Raw genomic sequence first — 22,243 nt, 5'->3', positions numbered from 1 at the left:
AGTTAGTTGCTATTTTTTTATTTAATAGAGAATTTGTAGAAATAGCAGGATTCTAGTGAAAGACAGTCGAATTATTCAATAATGATTATATTTGGTACATGTTCGAAAAATAGGTTTTCAACAATGATGCAATTGTGTGGGGATAAGATAAAGGAACCGCTCATAGATTCGCACTCTCTGTAAGTTCCGATTGTTCCAGCTAGATACATTGTTCAATGTGGAATATATTACTTGTGAAACTTTGTGATCAAGGTTTTTCGGGCAAACTCTTACATTAAGATGCACTACATCGTTGTGTATAAATCTTGATATGTGCAGGTTATTGACCTATTAGTACCATCTATAGAAGCGTAAGATCACTATAGTGGTTTTCATCACATGATTGGGTGGTTATAGTCAATATGAAAGATCAAATTTCGAAATTGTTTGGGTTCAACGAGCAGAAGTCTAACCATGAAGAAGTAAAATTAATTCCTATTACCGACATTGTAAGTAGTCCTTTTCAACCTAGGACTATTTTTGATGATGAGCGGATTGATGAGTTATGTCAAACCATTCGGACTCATGGTGTCATTCAACCGATTGTTGTACGTGTCAGAAATGATAAATACGAAATTATCGCTGGAGAACGTAGATGGAGAGCGGTAACTAAGCTAGGGCATGATACGATTCCTGCAATTGTCCGAGAATTTAATGATTCTCAAACTGCTTCTATTGCTCTAATTGAAAATTTACAACGAGAAAACTTAACTGCAATTGAAGAAGCTGTAGCATATCAACGATTAATTGAATTGCACACTTTAACACAGGAAAGTTTGGCACAAAGATTAGGTAAAAGTCAGTCCACAATTGCTAATAAGCTTAGATTGTTAGGCTTACCTGAAGTAGTGAAACAATCGCTAATGGAGCGCCAAATTACTGAGCGACATGCTAGAGCATTGCTATCCCTTGATAGTGAAGAAATGCAATTGAAAGTTCTTCAAGATATTATTAAAAATGACTTAAATGTTAAACAGACAGAGATGCGCATTGCATTTCTTAAAGAATTGACGAAGCCGAAGAAGGCAAAACGGATTTCGTTTACGAAAGATGTAAGACTTGCTTTGAACACGATCCGCCAATCAATAGAGATGGTATCAGGGTCGGGGCTTGAAATTAAAACTAAAGAACAAGACCATGAAGATCATTATGAAATCGTCATTAAAATTCCGAAGAATTCCAAATAGATTGAAAAATACAAAAGGAATGCCACCACCTTTAACTGTAGGTGGCAATGCCATTTCTTCAATAGTTTCACACATGAGGTGAGGATAATGTCTAAAGTTATTGCGATAGCGAATCAAAAAGGTGGAGTTGGTAAAACGACGACTTCGGTTAATTTATCAGCTTGTCTTGCGTCGCTAGGCAAGAAAGTATTGCTTATTGATATCGATCCACAAGGGAATACAACAAGTGGTCTAGGTATTAATAAAGGCGACGTTGCTAATTGTATATATGATGTGCTAATTAACGAAGTGAACCCAAAAGAAGTGATCATCGCCACGGCAGTTCCTGGTCTTGATATTATGCCTGCTACGATTCAACTTGCTGGTGCGGAGATTGAACTTGTCCCTACGATATCAAGAGAGCAACGATTGAAGAAGGCGATTACTGTAGTTAAAGATCAATATGATTATGTAATGATCGATTGTCCGCCTTCATTAGGTATTCTAACTATTAATTCTCTAACTGCTGCTGATTCTGTACTTATCCCTATTCAGTGTGAGTATTATGCGCTTGAAGGGTTGAGTCAATTATTAAATACGGTTCGTCTCGTCCAAAAACATTTGAATACATCATTGCAAATTGAAGGTGTATTATTAACGATGCTAGATGCTAGAACAAATCTTGGATTGCAAGTTATTGAAGAAGTGAAAAAGTATTTCCAACAAAAGGTCTATCAGACTATTATTCCAAGAAATGTACGTTTAAGTGAAGCTCCATCACATGGACAAGCGATTATATCATATGATCCCAAGTCTAAAGGTGCTGAAGTGTATCTTGAACTGGCTAAGGAAGTGATATCTTATGAAAAAGTCACTAGGTAAAGGGTTGGATGCATTATTTCAACCAGTTGAAAGTGAAGAAGTACTACGTCTTAATCTTACTGATATAAGGCCGAATCCATACCAACCTCGAAAAACATTCGATGATGATACGATTAAAGAACTTGCTGAGTCAATTAGAGAGCAAGGGGTTATACAACCGATTATTGTTCGCCGTGTATTACGTGGATTTGAAATTGTCGCAGGCGAAAGACGTTTTCGTGCTTCACAGTTATGCGGAAATGATAAAATCCCCGCAGTAGTTCGTGATATGGACGATGCTAAAGTAATGGAAATTGCTTTAATTGAAAATTTACAGCGCGAAGATTTGAATGCTATTGAAACTGCTCTAGCATATGAAGCGTTAATGGATAAGTTCAGTTTGACCCAAGAAGAGTTATCGTTAAAGGTAGGTAAATCTCGTTCGCATATTGCGAATTTTGTGAGATTGTTAGCTCTTCCAGAAAGTATTAAGGAATATGTTTCACGTGGAACATTGTCAATGGGACATGCAAGAGCAATTGTTGGTGTGAAAGATCAAAAAATCCAATTGGACTTAGCTGAACAAGTGGTGGAGAGTAATTGGAGTGTTCGTGAATTAGAAGATGCTATTACTAGAATGAATGAGAAAAAGACGGTTCCAACTAAGAAAGAAAAGATTAAAAAGAAGGATCCGTTTATCGTTAGTATAGAATCACAATTGCGCGAAAAGTATCAAACAGGTGTTAAAATTAAGCAGTCTAAAAATAGAGGGAAAATTGAGCTTGAATACTATAGCAAGCAAGATTTGGAACGTATTTTAGAATTGTTGCAACTCCAATAATTAGAACTTAAAATGGTTAAATAATATGGCATATCAAAGTTGTAATCTTTTGTATAAAGGATTAAACTTAGGTATGCCATTATTTTATGTGTTGGAGGGAAACGGATTGTCAGAGCAGCAACAATATATGTATTTTGATCATGCAGCAACATCATGGCCGAAGCCTGAAGCCGTGATCCAAGCTGTCAATCATGCTATGATTAACGACAGTGCTAACCCTGGACGTGGAAGTCATGCTATGGCAGTACGTGCCAGTAGAATATTATTTAACGGTAGAAAGCAACTTGCAAAGTTATTGGGAGTTAAAAATCCGAATGACATTGCATTTACTTATAATACGACGATGGCACTGAATATGGCTATAAAAGGATTTTTGAAAAGTGGAGATCATGTTATTACGACGTCAGTTGAACATAATTCAGTAAGAAGACCACTTTATGAGTTAGAACAAAACGATAATGTGGAAGTTACTTATATTGATGCCGATGAAGAGGGTCACATTAATATGGACCAGTTAGAAAAAAGTTTCAAAGATAACACAACATTAATTGTTGTAAACCATAGTTCGAACTTGCTTGGAACTATAATGCCACTTGAGAAAATTAGTGAAATTGCACATAACCATGGAGCAAAAATGTTAGTTGATGGTGCACAAAGTGTAGGGATAATTCCAATTAATGTAGTTACTATGGGTATAGATATGTTAGCATTTCCAGGCCACAAGGGATTGTTAGGTCCACAAGGGACAGGAGGGCTTTATATCGCGCCTGATATAGATTTGGAACCACTTCTACATGGAGGAACAGGGAGCCAATCTGAAGTGCCATATCAGCCGTCAGTGCGTCCTGATCGTTATGAAGCTGGAACTCAGAACACAGCTGGAATAGCTGGGCTAACGGAAGGTGTAAAGCACGTTCTTTCTGTAGGGGTAGAACAAATATATATGCAGGAATGGGAACTTACACAGCGATTATTAAGAGGGTTGCAAGAGATTGAAGGCGTACATTGTTTAGGTCCGCAAATTGGCGCACCTCGAACAGGAATTGTAGCTTTTAATATTCCTCATATTGATCCATCTGAGCTGTCGTTTATTCTAGATCAACATTATAACATTGCTGTTCGTGCAGGTTTTCATTGTACGCCAACTGCTCATCAAGTTGCAGGTACAAGTGAACGCGGAGCAGTACGAGCAAGTATAGGATATAGTACAACACAGGAACAAGTGGATGTATTTATCGGGGTTATTAAAGAGATAATAGCACAATACGAGTAGAGGTAGTTCAAAAAGTGGACTTTGATAACGATGATTGACTTCATAGTATATTCGGCATCGAATATGAAGCGAACTTGGGAAGTCCGGTACGCATGTACCAATAATGTACACTTGCGTTTCCTCCTTCCGCAAGTAGCGCTCCATCTTCTTGACTTTCGAAACCCCACTTTTTGAACTTTCATTGGAAGAGGTAGTTCAAAAAACATACAAGTTAAACAATTAAATAATAGAGAACAATTAATAGTGCAGATATGAACATTAAGGGAGCGAAATGTAGTGGATTGGTTAACAGAGAATATTGAAATTATTGTAATTGTTCTTATCGCTATGGTATTAATTCAATGGATTATGATGATGAATTTAGGCGGAAAGCTGAAAAAGTTAAGGAAATCATATTTACATATGATGGAGGGGACTGGCGTAGAAAATTTAGAAGGAGTTATCCAGTCGCTGCAAGCAGAGCAACAACTACAAAATGCTGAAATTGAGCAAGCCGCTCTACGTATGGCAAATGTTGAGGCAAGAGTGCCACAACTTAAAAGTAATATAGCCATTAAAAGATATAATGCTTTTTCTAATACAGGTAGTGATATGAGCTTCTCTGTTGCCATTACGAATGACAATAAAGATGGCATAGTGTTAACGAGTATTCATAGTCGCGAAGGTGCCTATATATATGGCAAACCTGTTGAAAAAGGAACTTCACAATACTCATTAACACCTGAAGAAGAAGAAGTCATTAATGCAGCAAAATAGTCTATAATTTGAACTCAGTTAATTTCAAGTCTTGTTCACCTTCTGAATGATTACGATAACGTTTGGCAACAGCATGATACAAACATTGTGCAATAATATCAGCCATCGACATCACAAGATGAAGCCGAGTGTTTTGCAATACGAAATACTCCATAAATCCACCGACGTTTACTACGCCTGTAATGTGCATATTACCTACAGGAGGCAGTTCTTTATTAACTCCAGCTCCAGGACGAACAGGACCTAGGTTGGCCTGAATAAAGCCAACACTTGATGCTTGACCTAGACATGCATCGATTCCGATGATGAAAGGATTCCGATAACTGTTATGGATTGTATCCATCGTTTGTTGTAGGTTAAGAGCATGCACGGGTTCGGCAATAGAGCCATAAACATGCATAAGAGTCGAACGATATTTTGATAGATGAGTTCCAACTAGTGGACCCAGACAATCTCCTGTTGAACGATCCGTCCCGATACATACGATTACAATATCTTGCCCAGAGGAAGCATATTGTAATAGATTAAGCAATTCTTGTTGTAAGACGCTTCGTATCATAGGGGAGTTATACGATATTTTAACTAATGAGTTATTAGACATTGTTTCTTGTAAGTTTCCTTTCTTGAAACAAATTATATAATACTAGTATGTAGTCAAAATAACGGATTTATACTTGTAGTAGAGGATTACGAAAGGGGATCATCGGCATCATGGTAGAAAATAACCTATTATTAATCGCTTTTGATTCTACACAACAAGCATTACGTGCGGAAATGTTACTAGAATACGCCGATATCGAAATTGATATTTGTCCTACACCTAAGGCTATTACTGCAGGCTGCGCACTTTCTATTCATTTTCCGCAAGAGGATTTAAATACAGTTCAGCAAATTATTGTTCAAGAGAGCGTAGAAGTTAGAGGGATATTTGAAAAAAACGATCAAGACTATAAGTTGATTTCTTCATAGATTGATTAAGATGGTGGTGTGAAATGGACACGAAAAAATTATATGATGATACATTGGGAAAGCTATTAACAGATCCATTTTGGAGCATGATAGTGATAGGGCTAGTTAGAATCATACTAATTATTGTCGTGGGTAGAACGCTCGTATGGTTATTGCATAAATCTATAAATCGTGTAGTTATAGATAAAATGAGTGTGAATCATCCAAATCAACGTCGCAGAATACTAACGGTAGCAAAATTGCTCAAAAACACAGTGTCATATGTTACGTATTTCATAGTAGGATTGCTTGTGTTATCAGAACTAGGTATCCCAATAGCACCGTTATTAGGTGGTGCAGGAATTGTTGGTATAGCTGTAGGTTTTGGTGCACAGAGTTTGGTCAAAGATGTAATTACGGGTTACTTCATTGTATTAGAGGATCAATTTGCGGTAGGAGATACGATCTCTAATGGTAAATTCAAAGGTAAAGTAGAAGTGATTGGTATGCGTACTACAAGATTAATTAATGAGAATGGAGAAGTGCATATTGTACCGAATAACTTAATTAATGAAATTACCAATTTCTCTATACATGCAGGTAAAGTGAAGCTTGATATTCCTATAGAGTATAATGGGAACTTGCATCATATTATGCAAGTTGTGAAACAATGTGCAGACAATCTAGTACATAAGCGGATGATTGGAACGCCTAATGTGCTCGGGTTGCAACAATTCAGTAAAGATGAAATCGTCATGCGAATTGAAGTACAGTGTGAAGCTACCTATGAAGATGAATTGCTACGATATATGAATGAACAATTTAAGTTAATGTTAGAAGAACATCAGCTTCAGATGAAGCAAAGCGAAACATAAAAAGAGGAGGGATTGCAATGGAACGAAAACAATTTGAGCTTGGGGATATCGTTCTTATGAAGAAAGTACATCCCTGTGGATCAAGTGAAATGGAAGTTATCCGCATGGGGATGGATATCCGTATGAAATGTGTAGGTTGTGGACATAGCATTCTAATCCCTCGTGCAAAATTCGAGAAAAATATGCGTAAAGTTGTAAGACAAGGTAGTACAGACTAATATCTGTAGTTATAACGTATCATATGCCTGTTGAATGAAATATAGTAATAATGGGTTAAAGCATAATGAAGGTGCAATCATAATAACGAAAGAAGCCACTCCATCATTGAAGTGGCTTCTTTCGTTATACGATGCGACTAAATTTTTATTTCCTTATGGCAGAATTAATACTACTGTGCTCGTGGTAAAACAAGAATAACTGGATTGTTTACGATAACGCCGGTAGCATCCCATTGATTGGATGCATTGATTTCGTAATGAACTGTCATCGTATGTTTAGCTTCAGATATCCAATTTACATCACCTACAAAAGCAGAGATCTCAGCATCTAATTGATTTTTTTTCTTAGTTAGTTTTATGTCCGCATTTTCTATAGACAGAGGTGTTAACTGAAACTTCTCAGTCAAACCACTTTTTTCACCGATAAAAATGTTTACTGCAAGCGCTTTAGTATCTTGTAATATTTGGTCTTCTGAAGGTTCAGTCGATGGATGACCACATGCGACTAATATAAGTAGTAGTAATAGAATTAGGCTTAAAGAATTCACTAGTTTCTTCATTGAAGTGTTCCCCATTTCTTTTAAGTATTATTTATCAATCAAATAAACATGGTGGTTAGATATTCCTTGATATCTAAATAACGTAATCAATCATTGTATAGTTGCAAATGGATGGGATATAAACGCTAGTATGCAGTGTCTCCTACAACTATGCTATCATTGTTGGTAAAAATATAGTAAGCGAGGTTAAGTCATGGAGTATAAAACAAATGTAATGCGAATACTTGATCAACGAAAAATACATTATAACCATTACACTTATGCAGATACGGATGCTATTAGCGGGATAGAGGTAGCTGTAATATTAGGAGAAAATCCGGATCAGGTATTTAAAACATTAGTGACGACTGGAAAATCTAAACGGAATTATGTATTTATGATTCCTGTTGCAAAAGAGCTTGATCTAAAGAAGGCTGCAGTAAGTGTAGGAGAGAAATCAATAGAGATGCTGAAGTCAAAAGATTTGCTGACTCTAACTGGTTATGTACATGGAGGTTGCTCCCCGATTGGGATGAAGAAGGGATTAATGACTGTTATTGATGTTTCTGCTAATCATTTTGATACGGTTATATGCAGTGCAGGTAAAATTGGGTATCAAGTTGAACTTTCGATTACTGATCTAGCCCAAGTTATTAAGTTAGAGTTAGCAGATATTACAGTAAATTAAAGTGAATAGAATATATACCTATGATACGTCTTATTAACTGGTCTTGGCCACATGATAAGACGTTTTTACTATGCATGAGAAAGTGAAAGTTGCAATAAATATGACATTACAAGTGAGGTTAATGTCGCTAAGTGAGTGAAGATTGTTAGTGAATCATGAAGATTATCTAAAAATATTGTGATTCATTCACAATGTATATTTATATTTCATGTTATATAATGTAACAAAGCAATATAAAAGCGAAAAGTTGAGGTGTTTTTATGTATATTCAAGCAAATCCATATAATTATCCATATAACGGAAACTTAAGAGCTGATAATACTGCATTAATTATTATTGATATGCAAACCGATTTTTGTGGAGTTGGCGGTTATGTAGATCGTATGGGATATGATCTATCATTAACTAGACGTGCCATTGAACCTATCAAACAATTACTTGATATTGTTCGTCAGATCCCTCAATTTACTGTGATTCATACAAGAGAAGGACATAAGCCAGATTTGTCTGATCTTCCTAATAATAAGCGTTGGAGAAGTGCTCAAATTGGAGCGGAAATTGGTTCAGCTGGTCCTGCTGGTCGAATTCTAGTTCGAGGAGAACAAGGTTGGGATATTATTAAAGAGCTCTACCCAGTTGAGGGTGAATTAATTATTGATAAGCCAGGCAAAGGTAGCTTCTACGGTACTGATCTCGATCTCATTTTGCGTAATAGACGAATTGAAAATATTATTCTAACTGGAATTACAACCGATGTATGTGTCCATACAACGATGCGTGAAGCGAATGATCGTGGTTATGAATGTCTAATTGTTGAAGATTGTACAGGAGCAACTGACTTTGATAATCACTTAGCTGCATTAAAGATGGTTACGATGCAAGGTGGAGTATTCGGAAGTGTATCTAGTTCTGAACATATTATTGAAACCTTAAAAACAATGATACAAAAATAAAAAAAGAAATGAAAGGTGGAGGGTGCATATGTCACAAGAGTATCTATTAGACAGATTAACAATACCAACATTGAGAGATAACTATTTGAAAGGTGCACTGACGCCTAGGCAAGTCATTGAGCATATTATAGAGCGATCAGAAGCCGATCAAGATATGAATATTTGGATAACGCCACCTCGTATGGAACGCATCCGTCCTTATCTTGAACGATTATCTACTATGTCACCTGATGATTATCCATTGTGGGGTATACCATTTGCAATTAAAGATAATATAGATTGGGCGAATGTTCCGACAACCGCTGCTTGTCCAGATTATGAATATATGCCTACAAAACATGCGACAGTAGTAGAAAGACTTATTAAAGCGGGTGCTATTCCAATTGGAAAAAGCAATTTAGATCAATTTGCTACAGGATTAGTTGGCGTACGTAGTCCATATGGAGAAGTTCACAATGCCCTACAACCAGAACTTATTAGTGGTGGTTCGAGCTCTGGATCTGCTGTAGCAGTTGCACGTGGACATGCTGCATTTTCATTAGGCACTGATACTGCAGGTTCAGGTCGTGTGCCAGCATCATTGAATGGACTTATTGGTTTCAAGCCAAGTGTAGGTTCATGGCCGCTGAAAGGCGTCGTACCAGCTTGTAATAGTATTGATTGCGTATCAGTATTTGCTTGGAATGTTGAGGATATTCATATTATTGATCAGTGCGTAAGGGGGATAGATGAACAGGATCCTTGGTCAAGAGACCGCGGAGTACCTGTTGCTATGCTGCCAACCAAGGTTTTATTACCTTCATCGGAACTTGAGTTCTTTGGTGATTACGCTGAGCAATATTGTCAAGCATGGAAAGCTTCATTACAATATATTGATCAACTACAATTACCGGTAGAGTATATTGATCTTCAATTATTTCAAGAAGCTGCTAGATTACTATATGATGGTCCTTTTGTTGAAGAGCGCTGGGCAGCGCTAGGTAGCTTTATAGAAGCTCATCCGAATAGTACACTTCCTGTTACAAGTGAAATTCTGCAGTCAGGTAAGGCGGCACAATATAGAGGCTCTTCCGTATTCCAAGCGCAACATCAGATACAAGCAATGAAACTCGAAGCACGTAAAAAGCTAGTTGATCGAGTAATGATTTTACCGACAATTGGGGGAACATTCTCTCGTGCTCAATTACGTGAGGAGCCAATTGCTTATAATAGTAAGCTTGGCTTATATACAAATCATTGTAATTTACTTGATTTAGCCGCAATTGCAATTCCTTCTGTTGATGCAGGTGATAAATTACCATTTGGTATTACCATGTTTTCACTACCTCAGTTGGAGGGTGCATTATTTGAGCTCGCTAAACGTTTCACTAATGTAGTATCACAACCTACAACAGAACCATTGCGAGAAGTAGCATCAATTCCAGTAGCGGTATGTGGACTTCATATGCGTGGTTTGCCACTTGAGGTGCAGATGCAGCAATGTGGGGCAACATTTTTGAAGGAAACGAAAACAGCAAACAAATATAAATTTTATAAATTGAATACAACACCTAGTAAGCCTGGATTAATTAAGGTTAATGATCAAGGTGGCACAATTTCAGTAGAAATATGGAATATGCCATTGCATAGTTTTGGTTCATTTGCCGCGATGATTCCTGCTCCATTAGGTATTGGTAAGGTAGAACTAGAAGACGGTACAGAAGTATCAGGCTTTTTATGTGAAGAGTATGCCACTGAGGATGCGGTAGATATTACGGATATAGGCAGCTGGCGCGCATTATTGTAATTACGTTATAGAAAGCGTCCAATGATGATGGGGGAATAACTCATGATCATTGGACGCTTTTTTGATATGAGGACACATACATAACACGCGTTATATGTTATATACATGTTACTTTTATCGTTGAAATACAAATAATAGTGCATATATTTGTGAATCTAATATAAAGATTATTACATTTTCATGTTATATAATTTGGATATAAGAAAAAAACGAGAAAAAATGTAACATTAACTAACATATAAAAGGAGATGGACATATGGCAACAGGAAGAAATGCAAATAACTATCTCCTGAAAACAAAAGGACTAACGAAAGTATTTGGTTCTCTAGTAGCAAATAGTGATATTGATATGGTGGTTAAGCAAAGTTCCATACATGCCATTCTAGGTGAGAACGGAGCAGGAAAAAGCACGTTGATGAAAATGTTGTACGGCGTATATGCCCCAGATGGTGGAACGATTATGATGGATGATCAAGAGGTAGAACTACATCCACCTACCAAGGCGCGGGCGAAAGGAATAGGCATGGTATTTCAGGATTTTCGTGTTGTACCTGCTTTAACAATTTTAGATAATATCGCTTTAGCTGTAGAAAAAGGCTTCTCTTTCAATAGAAAAAAATTAAAGAAAAGAATTATTGAAATATCTACAAAATACGGCTTAGCTGTTGATCCCGAAGCATATGTATGGCAATTGGATCTTGGACAACGTCAGCGACTTGAAATTGTAAAAGTATTACTAGCAGAAGGTACAAAAATAATTATTTTCGACGAACCGACAAGTGTTCTTGTACCGCAAGAAGTAGAAGCCTTTCTTAATATGTTGAAAATGCTTCGTGAAGATGGATATGGAATTTTGTTAATTACTCACAAGATTAATGAAGTGCTAGCTGTTGCCGATCAAGTAAGTGTTTTAAGAAGCGGTGTACTTACCTATTCTGCGAGTAAGGAAGATGGTCTTACTGCTGACGAATTAATTGCAGCGATGATGGGGAACAAAGAGTTAAAAACAGTGATGAAAGATACAAACAATATATTCTCAGAAACATCATTACAAATAAAAAGCGGAACTATTAAAGGCGATTACGGTGAGATTGTCATTCAAGATATAGATTTTACAGTGAAAAAAGGTCAAATCGTTGGCATAGCAGGGATTTCAGGAAGTGGACAACGAGAACTAGCGGAGGTTCTGTTTGGATTAAGAAAGCTGGTGAAAGGTTCCATTGAGTTAAAAGGTCAAGCGTGCAAACCAGACGTTAGAACATTTCTAGAAGCGGGAGTTAGCTTTGTATCAGAAGACCCTATTAAAGAATCTGTTATACCGGGCTTCTCAATTCTAGAACATATGATACTAGACGGTATGCCTATGAAAAAGAAATCGATGGGTATAGATTGGAAGATGCTTGCGCAAGAGCTTCAACTCAGCAAAGAAGCTAACTCATTAGCACTTGCTGATGGACAACGTCATGCAGATACACTATCGGGTGGCAATGTACAACGAATGGTACTAACAAGAGCTTTAATACGCACACCGGAAGTACTTGTTATTAGTTATCCAAGTCGTGGTTTAGATATTGGAACAACAAGAACAATACAACAACATCTTGTTGAACTTGCAGAACAAGGAACAGCAATTGTGTTATTTTCAGAAGATTTAGACGAATTGTTCAAACTTTCCGATGAGCTAGTTGTTTTATCGGGAAAACGAATTTCACAACCATATGAAACAGCAACAACGGATGCATCCCAAATAGGACAGTTAATGCTGAAAGGAGAGTCAACATGAGTATAGCCGCAACGATTACAAAAGATAATAAATCCTTTCTAGCACGGAATCAATCATGGATGATACAAAGTGCTGCCATTATTGCACCTTTTATCGTGTTTGGAATATTTCTAACGTTTTATAAAGTAAATCCGATTGAGCTCTACTGGTCAATGGTACAGACGACATTTGGTAATCTATATGGATTGGGTGAAGTATTACTTAAGGCTACACCGTTCATTCTTACGGGGTTAGCAGCAGCATTACCTGCGAAAGCAGGATTAGTCAATGTTGGTGGTGAAGGACAGTTAGCCATTGGTGCATTATTCGCTACCTGGTTTGCAGTTTTCTACCTTGATACGATGCCTGCGATGATTGGTATCCCAATTATGTTACTTGCAGGTGCATGTGGTGGTGCAGTATGGGCTGGACTAGTCGCTGTATTGAAAGTAAAAGGCAAGTTAAACGAGACTATTACAAGTGTACTACTGAACTACGTGGCAGTATTCATTGTAGGATTTTTCGTTCACGGTATGTTGAAAGATCCTAATTCTTTTAACTGGCCATTCTCTCCCGAAATTGCAAACACACTAAGACTTCCAATTATTAATGGTACTCGTCTACATGTAGGGTTTATCGTCGCCATTGTATTAGCTATTATCGTATGGTTTGTGCTTACGAAAACGAGATTAGGCTTCAAGATTAGAGTATTAGGTAGCAATCGATTGGCAGCAGAACGCGCTGGATTTCAAATTAATAAAATGTATTTCTGGGTATTAATTGCCGCTGGTGCACTTGCTGGTATTGCAGGAATGATTGAAATAGCTGGTATTGAAGGACGTTTACGTGCTTCAGTTGGAACAAATTTTGGTTATTTAGGTTTCTTGGCAGCAATGATGGCTTGGAATCATCCCATTCGCTTAATGGCCTCAGCCTTCTTACTAGGTATGATTAGTGTTGCAGGAAATAAACTTGAGATTTTCTCAGGCTTACCGTCTTCTTCCGTAAATATTTTAATGGCACTTGTTTTATTCTTTATTCTTGGAAGCGGAAAGCTGGTGAAAAAATGATTGCAGATATTTTAACAGGGGCAATACGATCGGGTACTTCGGTTATGATTGCCAGCCAAGGCGAATTAATTTCTGAACGAGCAGGCGTAATAAATCTAGGTACAGAAGGCTCGATGTTATGCGGTGCACTAGGCGGATTTGCTGTAACCGTATGGACAGGAAACCCTTGGATAGGGACATTAGCAGGAGGAGTATGTGGTCTACTTATTTCATTAATTCATGCTTTTCTCGTACTTAGTTGTGGTGCAAATCAACTAGCTACAGGTTTAACGATTATGTTTTTTGGAATGGGAATAACAGCCTTCTTCGGTAAAAACTTTGTAAGTCAACAAATCGTTGGGTTTAATCCGGTACCTATTCCTTACTTATCAGACATTCCGTTTATCGGGAAAATTTTATTCAATCATGACCCCTTAACCTATTTATCATTATTACTTGTTCCATTATTGTGGTATGTCATTTTCCGTACTCGTCTCGGTGTTATTTTGAGAGCTGCAGGAGAACGTGAAGAGGTGTTGTTCGCAAGTGGAATTAATCCTAAGCTTGTTCGTTACTTAGCTGTATTAGCTGGTGGTTTCCTTGCAGGTATTGGTGGAGCACAATTATCTGTGGCCTATACCCATAGCTGGGTAGAGAACATGGTCGCGGGTCGAGGTGTTGTAGCAGTAGCACTCGTTATATTCGCATCATGGAAGCCGTTGAAAGCAATGATTGGCGCATATCTATTTGGCGCCGCTCAAGCATTACAATTGACGGTACAACAGCAAGGATTAGCAATCTCTCCTTACTTCTTATTCATGGTTCCATATGTACTGACTTTAGTAGCACTTCTTATTGTAGAGCGGCGTAAACAAAGTCAAACCCCCGAGGCACTTGGAAAAGTACTCGCAGGTTCGGGTTAAGCTTTAAGTAGTTTAACTCGCTCAATATAGTTTTGAAGCAGTATACAAATAGATTAGAAAAGTGGAGGGAAACAACATGAAAATACGTAACAACGGATTGAAATCAATGATAGTACTAGTACTAGCTCTTATGCTAGTCGTAACAGGCTGTAGTCAACCAGGTAGCAATGCAAGTACATCAAATGGCGGTAATACTAATAATTCAGACCAATCGGTAAGTAATGTTGTGGCAGGTTTAGATAGTTCAGCAGTAGGATTTATTTTTGTCGGAACAAAAGATGACTATGGTTATAACCAAGCAGCTTATCTAGGGAGTGTAGCTGTAGAAGAAGCTTATCCTGACCTTAAAGTTATTCGTGCAGAGAATGTACCTGAAAGTGCAGAAGCTGAACGTGTTATGGAACAAATGATTCAAGAAGGTGCAAAAATAATTTTTCCAACATCATATGGACACTTAGAACCAGCACTTAATGTTGCAAAGCGTCATCCCGATGTGTTGTTCTACCACCAAGGCGGATTGAAAACTGCGGAAAATCTAGGTACTTACTTCGGTACGATTTGGGAACCTGTATATCTAGCAGGTGTTGCTGCAGGTAAAATGTCCGAAACTGGAAAATTAGGTTTTATCGTATCCGTACCTATTCCCCAAGTACTATTGAACATTAACGCATTTACACTTGGTGCACAATCGGTTAACCCTGAAATTACAACAAACGTTGTATTTACTGGTAGCTGGTGTGATCCTGGTCAACAGGCTAATGCAGCTAACTCACTAATTGACGCAGGTGCAGATCTATTAACACTTCACCAAGATTGTATGAAAACTGTAGTAGAAACAGCAGAACGCAGTGGTATTATGACAGTTGGTTATCATGCGGATGCTAATGAACTTGCTCCGAATGGATGGGTAACTGGTTCTGAATGGAACTGGGGAGATCTATTCGTAGATATGGTTAAAGTAGGGACAGAAGGTCAATTCAAAGGCAGTAAATATGATGGTAAATATCGTGGTACATTGGCCGATGAGGTAGTAAAACTTAGCACATTCGGAGCAAATGTTCCTGCAGAAGTACAACAATATGTAGAAGAACAAAAAGCAGGACTTCTAGATGGAACATTGAATCCATTCGCAGGACCAATTAACGATCAAAGTGGATCCGTACGTATTGAAGTAGATCAAGTACTTTCAGTTGAAGATCTTGAATCTACAAATTACCTAGTAGAAGGTGTCATCGGTACAATTCCACAATAATAGAGATGAATACAATCTAGAAAGAGGGTTGAGCAGATGAGTAAGCAAGAAGTAACGACAGTAATAGAAATGGCAGATCAGCAGTGGGAGTTAATGCCTAATCATGTGGAGCTGTATCATCGAGAAATCGTAACTGCGGCATCTGCTAATGCAATGGGATTCCGTGCAAATTCAGTACTGTGGGAAAAGATCGGCGTCGGTGGCGCCGTTCTTCCTCACTATCATAATGTAGCTGAAATTATTCATATTACAGTTGGCCAAGTTCGCTTGTTATGTAATGGTGAGTGGAAATCTTACAAGGCGGGAGATACATTCCATGTTCCAGCTGAGGTTGTCCATTCCGTAGTAAATGAAGGTAGTATAGATTCTGAGCAGATTAGTATCTTTTTACCCGTAGAAGAAAATGTTCCGCACAATGTATTTTTTGATACAACACTAGTTGATGTAGCTGTTGATCGTCCATTAAAAGGAATGTAATCGACTTTTAAAACACATATTGTGCTAGAAGATTAACGTAGTAAATTATCTAATTGCACACAACTCTACGAAGGGGGAATCGATCATGAATATCGTTGAACAAGCATTACCGTATTCATTTCATTATTCAAAAGAGTCCACAGCATTACTCATCATAGATATGCAAAACGATTTTTGTGCAGCCGGTGGATTTGGTGAAATGTTAGGCAATGATATTACGTTAACCAAATCTATTATTCCAACGTTGCAGCATGTACTAGAGATAGCACGTCAGCAAGGAATATTAGTCATTCATACGAGAGAGGGACATCTCCCTGATCTATCAGATTGCCCTCCTTCCAAATTAGCCCGAAGTCGTCAGCAAGGTGCGGGTATTGGAGATGTTGGACCAATGGGCCGTATTCTCATTAGAGGTGAACTAGGGCATAGTATTGTCCCCGAGCTTACACCAATGGATAACGAAATTATTATTGATAAGCCAGGAAAAGGGGCTTTCTATAAGACAGAACTTGATGATGTGCTGCAGCAACACAGTATTACACATCTACTCGTCTGTGGTGTTACAACTCATGTGTGCGTGCATAGTACGGTTAGGGAAGCAAATGATCGAGATTATCAATGTCTTGTACTATCAGATGGTACCGCTGCATTTGATTACAATGATCAAGTCGCTGCACTTCGAATGATTCATCAGCAAGGTGGAATATTTGGCTATGTAGCATCGTCAGAGGAATTAATTCAGTCACTACAGTAATCTGTAGTGACTATATTCATATGAAATAGACGTACAGCATGATGAGAGGGGAAGTAAAATATGGAGACTATTCAACAAGAATTATTTACGGTCCATTCACTATTTGAAGTTCCCGATCTCAAAGAAGCTATCCTATTAGGCGGACATACAGGACTAGATAATGTGATCACTCGTGTAAACGTTATGGAAGTACCAGATGTCGTAGATTGGGTAAGAGCTGGTGAATTGCTCATGACCACAGGCTATCCCTTTAAAGATAGGCCTGAACGACTAGCATTATTAGTTGAGCAATTAGCAACAAAAGGTGTTGCTGCACTTGGGATTAAAACAAAGCGTTTCTTTGATAGCGTGCCGCAAGAAGTTATTGATGCTGCTAATCGCTGTGGACTTCCATTAATTGAATTGCCACCAAGTACAACCTTCTCTGACTTAGTACGTGAAATTATGGAACGAGTTCTTGTTTCCGAAGCAAAGGACTTAATGATTCTACAATCAAGAGTGCAAAGGCTATCCCATCTATTGTTGCATGGAGATGGTCTAATTTCATTTTTGAAGCATCTATATATTATGATTAATAATCCTGTCATATTGATAGATCAAGATCAGACGGTCATTGTGCCACAGGAGCTTGAGGCATGGTATGGAAAAGTTAATGAACAAGAATTGGAAAAATGGTATTCATCAGAACGTATGGAAACAAACGTGCTGCATATTGGAGAAGAAGCATTTCATGCACATAGCATGATTGTCCCAGGAGAGTTTCAACAATCTTATCGTTTAGTTATTATTGAACAATATAGCCCGTATAGTACGGTGGATGCCTTAACTGTCAATTGGGCATCTCGACTATTAGGTTTTGAAATAAGTAATATGCAAGCAAGGAAGAAGATTGAAGCTAAATATTCCGATCAATTTGTTCAAGATTGGCTATCTGGAAGAATGGTATCCAATGTTGACATTCATCTAAGAGCAGAAGCATGTGGCTGGGAATTAGATCATACAAGTACTTATATGGTTGGTGTTGTATCTTTCTGGGAAGAGCATCCTAATGTGAAAGAATTACAGGAAATGGTTAGGTCACTGCGTTGGGATGCAGAATTGCAGCAAGGTGTACGCCTTATGTGGATTATATTAGAAGGTGAATTAACTTTTCTACTTTCTCAAAGTGGTGCAAGATGGTCAAAGGAGCAGCGTAATACATTTTTGCAAGGAATTAATAATGTCGTAAAATCAGTGCTCCATGAGAAGAAAGCTACACTATGTTTAAGTCGAGTCGTAGAGCAAGCTACTGAAGTTGCTGGAGCATACCGTGAAGCGAAGCGGGTAATGGAAATTCGAAAGGTACATTTAACACAAAGTGAAATATACCATTATAGCCAACTAGGGGTATATTTGCTTCTCTATCGCATGCAAGATACAGAGGAAATGGAAGAATTCAAACAGCTTTACTTATATCCTTTGCTTGTTCTTGAACGTAAGCAACAAGGTACGCTGCTAACAACGTTATCAACATATTTTGAATGTAACTGCAATGCAAAAGAAACGGCTGAACGATTGTATGTCCATTACAATACCGTTAACTACAGGTTAGAACGAATTAGTCATGAGCTTGGCTTTAAACTAGATAATCCAGAAATTAAATTATTATTACAATTAGCGATAAAAGTCTATCATCTTCATGGGTGAATAAAGAGAGTAATGAATGACTTCATGCAGTCAATTCGTTACTCTCTTTATTTAAATACCATAATGAGTAAATATAACTAAATATTAATTATTATATCGTTGAATGTAAATTATGACAGCCTTATAATGAACGATATGTAATGAATATCCAATAGTAAAGGGGGGGTCACATACATTGACAATTATATTGGTATTAATAGGAATTATTTGTCATTTGATTATCTATTATACATACCTAAATCAAGCCAAGTATCGGAAAGGCATGCTATTTGCAATATTGTTACCTGAGGGTGCTTTGTCTAATCCTGAGATTCAAATTATTCAGCAGCAATACAGCAGAAAAATAAAGATTAATAATCGATGGATGATCGTATCATATATCCCCCTTATTGCATTGCATTCATTAACAACATTTCAAGTTCTCTATTTTATAGGTTGGTTAATATTAATGATTTTCTGGTTAACGAAACCTTTCCGCCAAGCGTTAATTGCAACTATTGTACTAAAGCAAGAGCATGATTGGTACGTTAATGATAAACAAGAAGTTAGCGGTCTATTAGTCAATGATGATGGTGATGAGTATTGGAGGAACGGATTTACTTATGACAATGCTAATGATCGTCGTGTTCTCATTCCCAGAAGAGCGGGTATTGGAATAACCATTAATACTGCAACTCGAACAGGAAAAATAATAAAGAGGAGTACAATTTTTATTACATTGCTTTGTTGTATTCTTATTTCATTAATGATGATTCGAACTGAATTTAATTCTCCCAAATTACAAATTACCCAAGGTCAAACGATAGTTATTAAATATCCGATGTATTCTGATAATTTTCTTGTAGAGGATATTATAGGTGTATCAATAGTAGACAACTATCCTAAAGTCAAAAAAATTAGTGGCGTAGTAACATTAAATTCTTTACGAGGATATTTTCGTTCCAGTAAGCTCGGGGAAATTAGAATGTACATAACTAAAAGAAATCCTCCTTATATACAAATTCAGACGAAAAGCGGCTATATTTTTTATAATGATAAAGATCCAGAAAAGACGAATCAATGGTATAAAAAACTATTAGTATTACATAATCAAACGGTAAACATGATGAAATATAAATCAAATATTAAGTGATAGAATGGCGTTACATATGATAATATCTTAATTAGTATTAACTCTTTTATAATGTGAATTGGAGGTGTCAACATCGTGAGTGAAAATACGCGAGTTGATGGTTATTTTGGTGAATTTGGCGGTAGTTTTGTTCCTCCTGAATTACAAGAAGTAATGGATTATTTATCAGAGCAATTTTATCATTTTAAAGATGACCCAGACTTTAATGAAGAACTTCAATACTATTTGAAAGAATATGTAGGTCGTGAAAATCCTCTTACGTATGTAGATCGATTAACGAAAGAGTGGGGTGGCGCAAAAATTTATTTGAAGCGCGAAGATTTGAACCACACTGGAGCACATAAAATAAATAATGTCGTTGGACAAATTCTACTTGCAAAACGTATGGGAGCAAAGCGTGTTATTGCTGAAACTGGTGCAGGGCAACATGGTGTTGCTACAGCAACAGCGTGTGCGATGTTCGATATGGAATGTATTATCTATATGGGCGCAGAGGATACGCGTAGACAAGCACTAAATGTATTCCGTATGGAATTATTAGGAGCGACAGTAGTACCAGTAGAAGCGGGTCAAGGACGTTTGAAGGACGCCGTTGATGCTGCGTTAGGTGATCTTGTTGAGAATTATAAACATACATTTTACCTACTTGGTTCTGCAGTAGGACCACATCCATTCCCTACAATGGTGAAACATTTCCAATCTATTATTAGTGAGGAATCTAAGCGTCAAATTGTTGAAAAAGAAGGTCGCCTTCCTGATGCTGTTATCGCATGTGTAGGTGGAGGTTCTAATGCAATTGGAGCTTTTGCTCATTACATAGACGAGCCGTCTGTACGTCTTATTGGCGTGGAACCAGATCAAGCACCATCACTTACTGAAGGTGTACCAAGTATACTACATGGATTTAAATGTCTAGTGTTACTTGATGAAGAAGGCAATCCAAAACCAACATATTCTATTGCAGCGGGTCTTGATTATCCTGGAATTGGACCAGAGCATAGCCATCTGAAAGTAAGTGGTCGAGCTGAGTATGTAACCATTTCTAATGAAGAAGTGTTAGCAGCCTTCCAAGAGTTGTCCCGTACAGAAGGAATCATTCCTGCATTAGAAAGTGCACATGCTATAGCTTATGCAAAAAAACTTGCGCCAACGATGAGTCAAGATCAGATTATTATCGTGAACCTTTCTGGTCGTGGTGATAAAGATGTAGAGCAAGTTTTTCAAATGCTGAAATAATGTATCTATATAAAGAGAAAGACCCTACTACTAAGATAATCTTAGCGATAGGGTCTTTCTTTTTGTGACGGCTAATGATATTGATGTAACACTTCATCTTCTGTAAGAAAAGAAAATTACACAAGTAAGAACAAACTCAGCGTAGGCTAAGCAAATATTCCACTAATCGTAATGACCATTATTGCGTGGGCAATAATGGAATCCTTCCCTTGCTACATTTAGCGAGTTGAAAAGCTTTTATTCCTTGCACTTATTAAGTCCAACGGAACCACACCTCTCTTCACCGTCGATTATAATATGTGCACATTGATTCATTAATATACATGCTCAAGAAAAAAACTTCGTTGCGAAAGTAAATCTTCCTGTATTGCATCGATTAAAGTCCAGTTTTTAAACTACCAGTTCCAATGAGGGTTCAAAATGCGGGCTTTCAGAATCAAGAAGATGAAGTACTACTTGAGGGAGCAGGAACGCAAGTGTACATTATTAGTACACGCGTACCAGACTACCCAAGTTCACTTCATCTTCGATGTCGAATATGCTACAAAGCTAATCATCGTTATCAAAGTCTGCTTTTTGAACTACTTCTATAATAGGTGGTGTATATTAACATTGTCATGCTTACCTTGTATTTGCCTATAACATTTGTTATACTAAGCAGATGCGAGTACACACTCGCTCCTTGCTCTATTTATAGGGCCGTTAGTCCAAAGGGAGGTGAAATAAAATGCGCAAATATGAAGTGATGTACATCATTCGTCCGGATGTTGAGCAAGAAGCTGTTCAAGCTCTTGTTGAAAAGTTTAATGGAGTTATCTCCAACGGTGGTGAGGTTACAAAATCCGATGTTATCGGAAAGCGTCGCCTTGCGTATGAAATCAACAAACTTCGTGAAGGTCATTTCGTACTAGTACAATTTACAGCTACTGCTGAGATTGTAAACGAGCTTGATCGTGTAATGAAGATTGCGGATGAAGTTATCCGTTCGTTGATCGTAAGAGATGTAGCTTAAGAAGTCTCAAGGTTTCG

At 37.5% G+C, this 22,243-nt stretch carries 23 protein-coding genes; 21 read left to right on the top strand and 2 right to left on the bottom strand.

Annotated elements, in window-relative coordinates; translation table 11 throughout:
• The first annotated feature begins 401 nt into the window (after positions 1-401).
• The 5 genes from noc to NAG76_06750 all read left to right on the top strand — a co-directional run bounded on the left by noc (position 402) and on the right by NAG76_06750 (position 4,936).
• On the top strand, positions 402-1,226 hold the full coding sequence (gene noc, locus NAG76_06770; GenBank protein ID URN95940.1) for a nucleoid occlusion protein: 825 nt from the start codon (positions 402-404) through the stop codon (positions 1,224-1,226).
• An 87-nt stretch (positions 1,227-1,313) separates the two neighbouring features.
• Entirely contained in the window at positions 1,314-2,087 is a 774-nt protein-coding gene (locus NAG76_06765) for an AAA family ATPase (GenBank protein URN95939.1), read from the top strand.
• Positions 2,068-2,907 (top strand): ParB/RepB/Spo0J family partition protein, encoded by an 840-nt coding sequence (locus NAG76_06760; GenBank protein ID URN95938.1) that lies wholly within the window; start codon positions 2,068-2,070, stop codon positions 2,905-2,907. Before NAG76_06765 ends, NAG76_06760 begins: the two co-directional genes overlap by 20 nt.
• Before the next feature lie 127 nt (positions 2,908-3,034).
• Positions 3,035-4,180 (top strand): aminotransferase class V-fold PLP-dependent enzyme, encoded by a 1,146-nt coding sequence (locus NAG76_06755; GenBank protein URN96782.1) that lies wholly within the window; start codon positions 3,035-3,037, stop codon positions 4,178-4,180.
• Between the two features lie 276 nt (positions 4,181-4,456).
• Positions 4,457-4,936: a DUF4446 family protein gene (locus NAG76_06750; protein ID URN95937.1), complete on the top strand. Its 480-nt coding sequence runs from the start codon at positions 4,457-4,459 to the stop codon at positions 4,934-4,936.
• A 1-nt stretch (position 4,937) separates the two neighbouring features.
• Here NAG76_06750 and yyaC read toward each other — a convergent pair whose 3' ends face one another.
• Positions 4,938-5,495, bottom strand: a complete 558-nt coding sequence (gene yyaC, locus NAG76_06745) for a spore protease YyaC (protein ID URN96781.1) — start codon at positions 5,493-5,495, stop codon at positions 4,938-4,940.
• A gap of 152 nt (positions 5,496-5,647) precedes the next feature.
• Between yyaC and NAG76_06740 the strand changes: the two genes are divergently transcribed.
• From NAG76_06740 to NAG76_06730, 3 genes are read left to right on the top strand one after another with little or no spacing between them, the layout of a single operon-like run.
• Positions 5,648-5,905 carry a DUF3343 domain-containing protein gene (locus tag NAG76_06740; protein ID URN95936.1) on the top strand — a complete coding sequence of 86 codons (258 nt, stop codon included), beginning with the start codon at positions 5,648-5,650 and terminating at the stop codon, positions 5,903-5,905.
• A gap of 23 nt (positions 5,906-5,928) precedes the next feature.
• The gene (locus tag NAG76_06735; GenBank protein ID URN95935.1) at positions 5,929-6,759 is read left to right on the top strand and encodes a mechanosensitive ion channel family protein; all 831 of its coding nucleotides are present in this window, start codon (positions 5,929-5,931) and stop codon (positions 6,757-6,759) included.
• A gap of 17 nt (positions 6,760-6,776) precedes the next feature.
• Positions 6,777-6,977 (top strand): DUF951 domain-containing protein, encoded by a 201-nt coding sequence (locus NAG76_06730; protein URN95934.1) that lies wholly within the window; start codon positions 6,777-6,779, stop codon positions 6,975-6,977.
• A 170-nt stretch (positions 6,978-7,147) separates the two neighbouring features.
• On the opposite strand, the gene NAG76_06725 is transcribed toward NAG76_06730, so the two are convergent.
• On the bottom strand, positions 7,148-7,537 hold the full coding sequence (locus NAG76_06725; protein URN95933.1) for a hypothetical protein: 390 nt from the start codon (positions 7,535-7,537) through the stop codon (positions 7,148-7,150).
• A 193-nt stretch (positions 7,538-7,730) separates the two neighbouring features.
• Between NAG76_06725 and ybaK the strand changes: the two genes are divergently transcribed.
• The 13 genes from ybaK (at position 7,731) to rpsF (ending at position 22,226) form a co-directional block, all read left to right on the top strand.
• Positions 7,731-8,204, top strand: coding sequence for a Cys-tRNA(Pro) deacylase (ybaK, locus tag NAG76_06720; protein URN95932.1), 474 nt, complete (start codon positions 7,731-7,733; stop codon positions 8,202-8,204).
• Between the two features lie 260 nt (positions 8,205-8,464).
• Positions 8,465-9,157, top strand: a complete 693-nt coding sequence (locus NAG76_06715; protein ID URN95931.1) for a cysteine hydrolase — start codon at positions 8,465-8,467, stop codon at positions 9,155-9,157.
• A 28-nt stretch (positions 9,158-9,185) separates the two neighbouring features.
• Positions 9,186-10,943, top strand: coding sequence for an allophanate hydrolase (gene atzF / locus NAG76_06710; GenBank protein ID URN95930.1), 1,758 nt, complete (start codon positions 9,186-9,188; stop codon positions 10,941-10,943).
• A gap of 256 nt (positions 10,944-11,199) precedes the next feature.
• Complete coding sequence (locus NAG76_06705) at positions 11,200-12,726, top strand: ATP-binding cassette domain-containing protein (GenBank protein URN95929.1); 1,527 nt, start codon at positions 11,200-11,202, stop codon at positions 12,724-12,726.
• Positions 12,723-13,775, top strand: coding sequence for an ABC transporter permease (locus NAG76_06700; protein ID URN95928.1), 1,053 nt, complete (start codon positions 12,723-12,725; stop codon positions 13,773-13,775). The genes NAG76_06705 and NAG76_06700 overlap by 4 nt, the downstream gene beginning before the upstream one ends.
• Entirely contained in the window at positions 13,772-14,677 is a 906-nt protein-coding gene (locus NAG76_06695) for an ABC transporter permease (GenBank protein ID URN95927.1), read from the top strand. The genes NAG76_06700 and NAG76_06695 overlap by 4 nt, the downstream gene beginning before the upstream one ends.
• A 76-nt stretch (positions 14,678-14,753) precedes the next feature.
• Positions 14,754-15,929 (top strand): BMP family ABC transporter substrate-binding protein, encoded by a 1,176-nt coding sequence (locus NAG76_06690; GenBank protein ID URN95926.1) that lies wholly within the window; start codon positions 14,754-14,756, stop codon positions 15,927-15,929.
• A gap of 36 nt (positions 15,930-15,965) precedes the next feature.
• On the top strand, positions 15,966-16,406 hold the full coding sequence (locus NAG76_06685) for a cupin domain-containing protein (protein URN95925.1): 441 nt from the start codon (positions 15,966-15,968) through the stop codon (positions 16,404-16,406).
• Between the two features lie 85 nt (positions 16,407-16,491).
• Positions 16,492-17,160 (top strand): cysteine hydrolase, encoded by a 669-nt coding sequence (locus NAG76_06680; protein URN95924.1) that lies wholly within the window; start codon positions 16,492-16,494, stop codon positions 17,158-17,160.
• A gap of 60 nt (positions 17,161-17,220) precedes the next feature.
• Positions 17,221-18,846: a PucR family transcriptional regulator ligand-binding domain-containing protein gene (locus tag NAG76_06675; GenBank protein ID URN95923.1), complete on the top strand. Its 1,626-nt coding sequence runs from the start codon at positions 17,221-17,223 to the stop codon at positions 18,844-18,846.
• A gap of 175 nt (positions 18,847-19,021) precedes the next feature.
• On the top strand, positions 19,022-19,978 hold the full coding sequence (locus tag NAG76_06670; protein ID URN95922.1) for a hypothetical protein: 957 nt from the start codon (positions 19,022-19,024) through the stop codon (positions 19,976-19,978).
• Positions 19,979-20,050: 72 nt separating this feature from the next.
• Positions 20,051-21,214, top strand: coding sequence for a tryptophan synthase subunit beta (gene trpB, locus NAG76_06665; protein URN96780.1), 1,164 nt, complete (start codon positions 20,051-20,053; stop codon positions 21,212-21,214).
• A 727-nt stretch (positions 21,215-21,941) separates the two neighbouring features.
• Positions 21,942-22,226 carry a 30S ribosomal protein S6 gene (gene rpsF / locus NAG76_06660; protein URN95921.1) on the top strand — a complete coding sequence of 95 codons (285 nt, stop codon included), beginning with the start codon at positions 21,942-21,944 and terminating at the stop codon, positions 22,224-22,226.
• Positions 22,227-22,243: the final 17 nt, after the last annotated feature.

This window comes from Candidatus Pristimantibacillus lignocellulolyticus, assembly GCA_023639215.1.
GTDB lineage: Bacteria > Bacillota > Bacilli > Paenibacillales > Paenibacillaceae > Pristimantibacillus > Pristimantibacillus lignocellulolyticus.
This window is presented reverse-complemented; position numbering and strand designations above follow the sequence as displayed.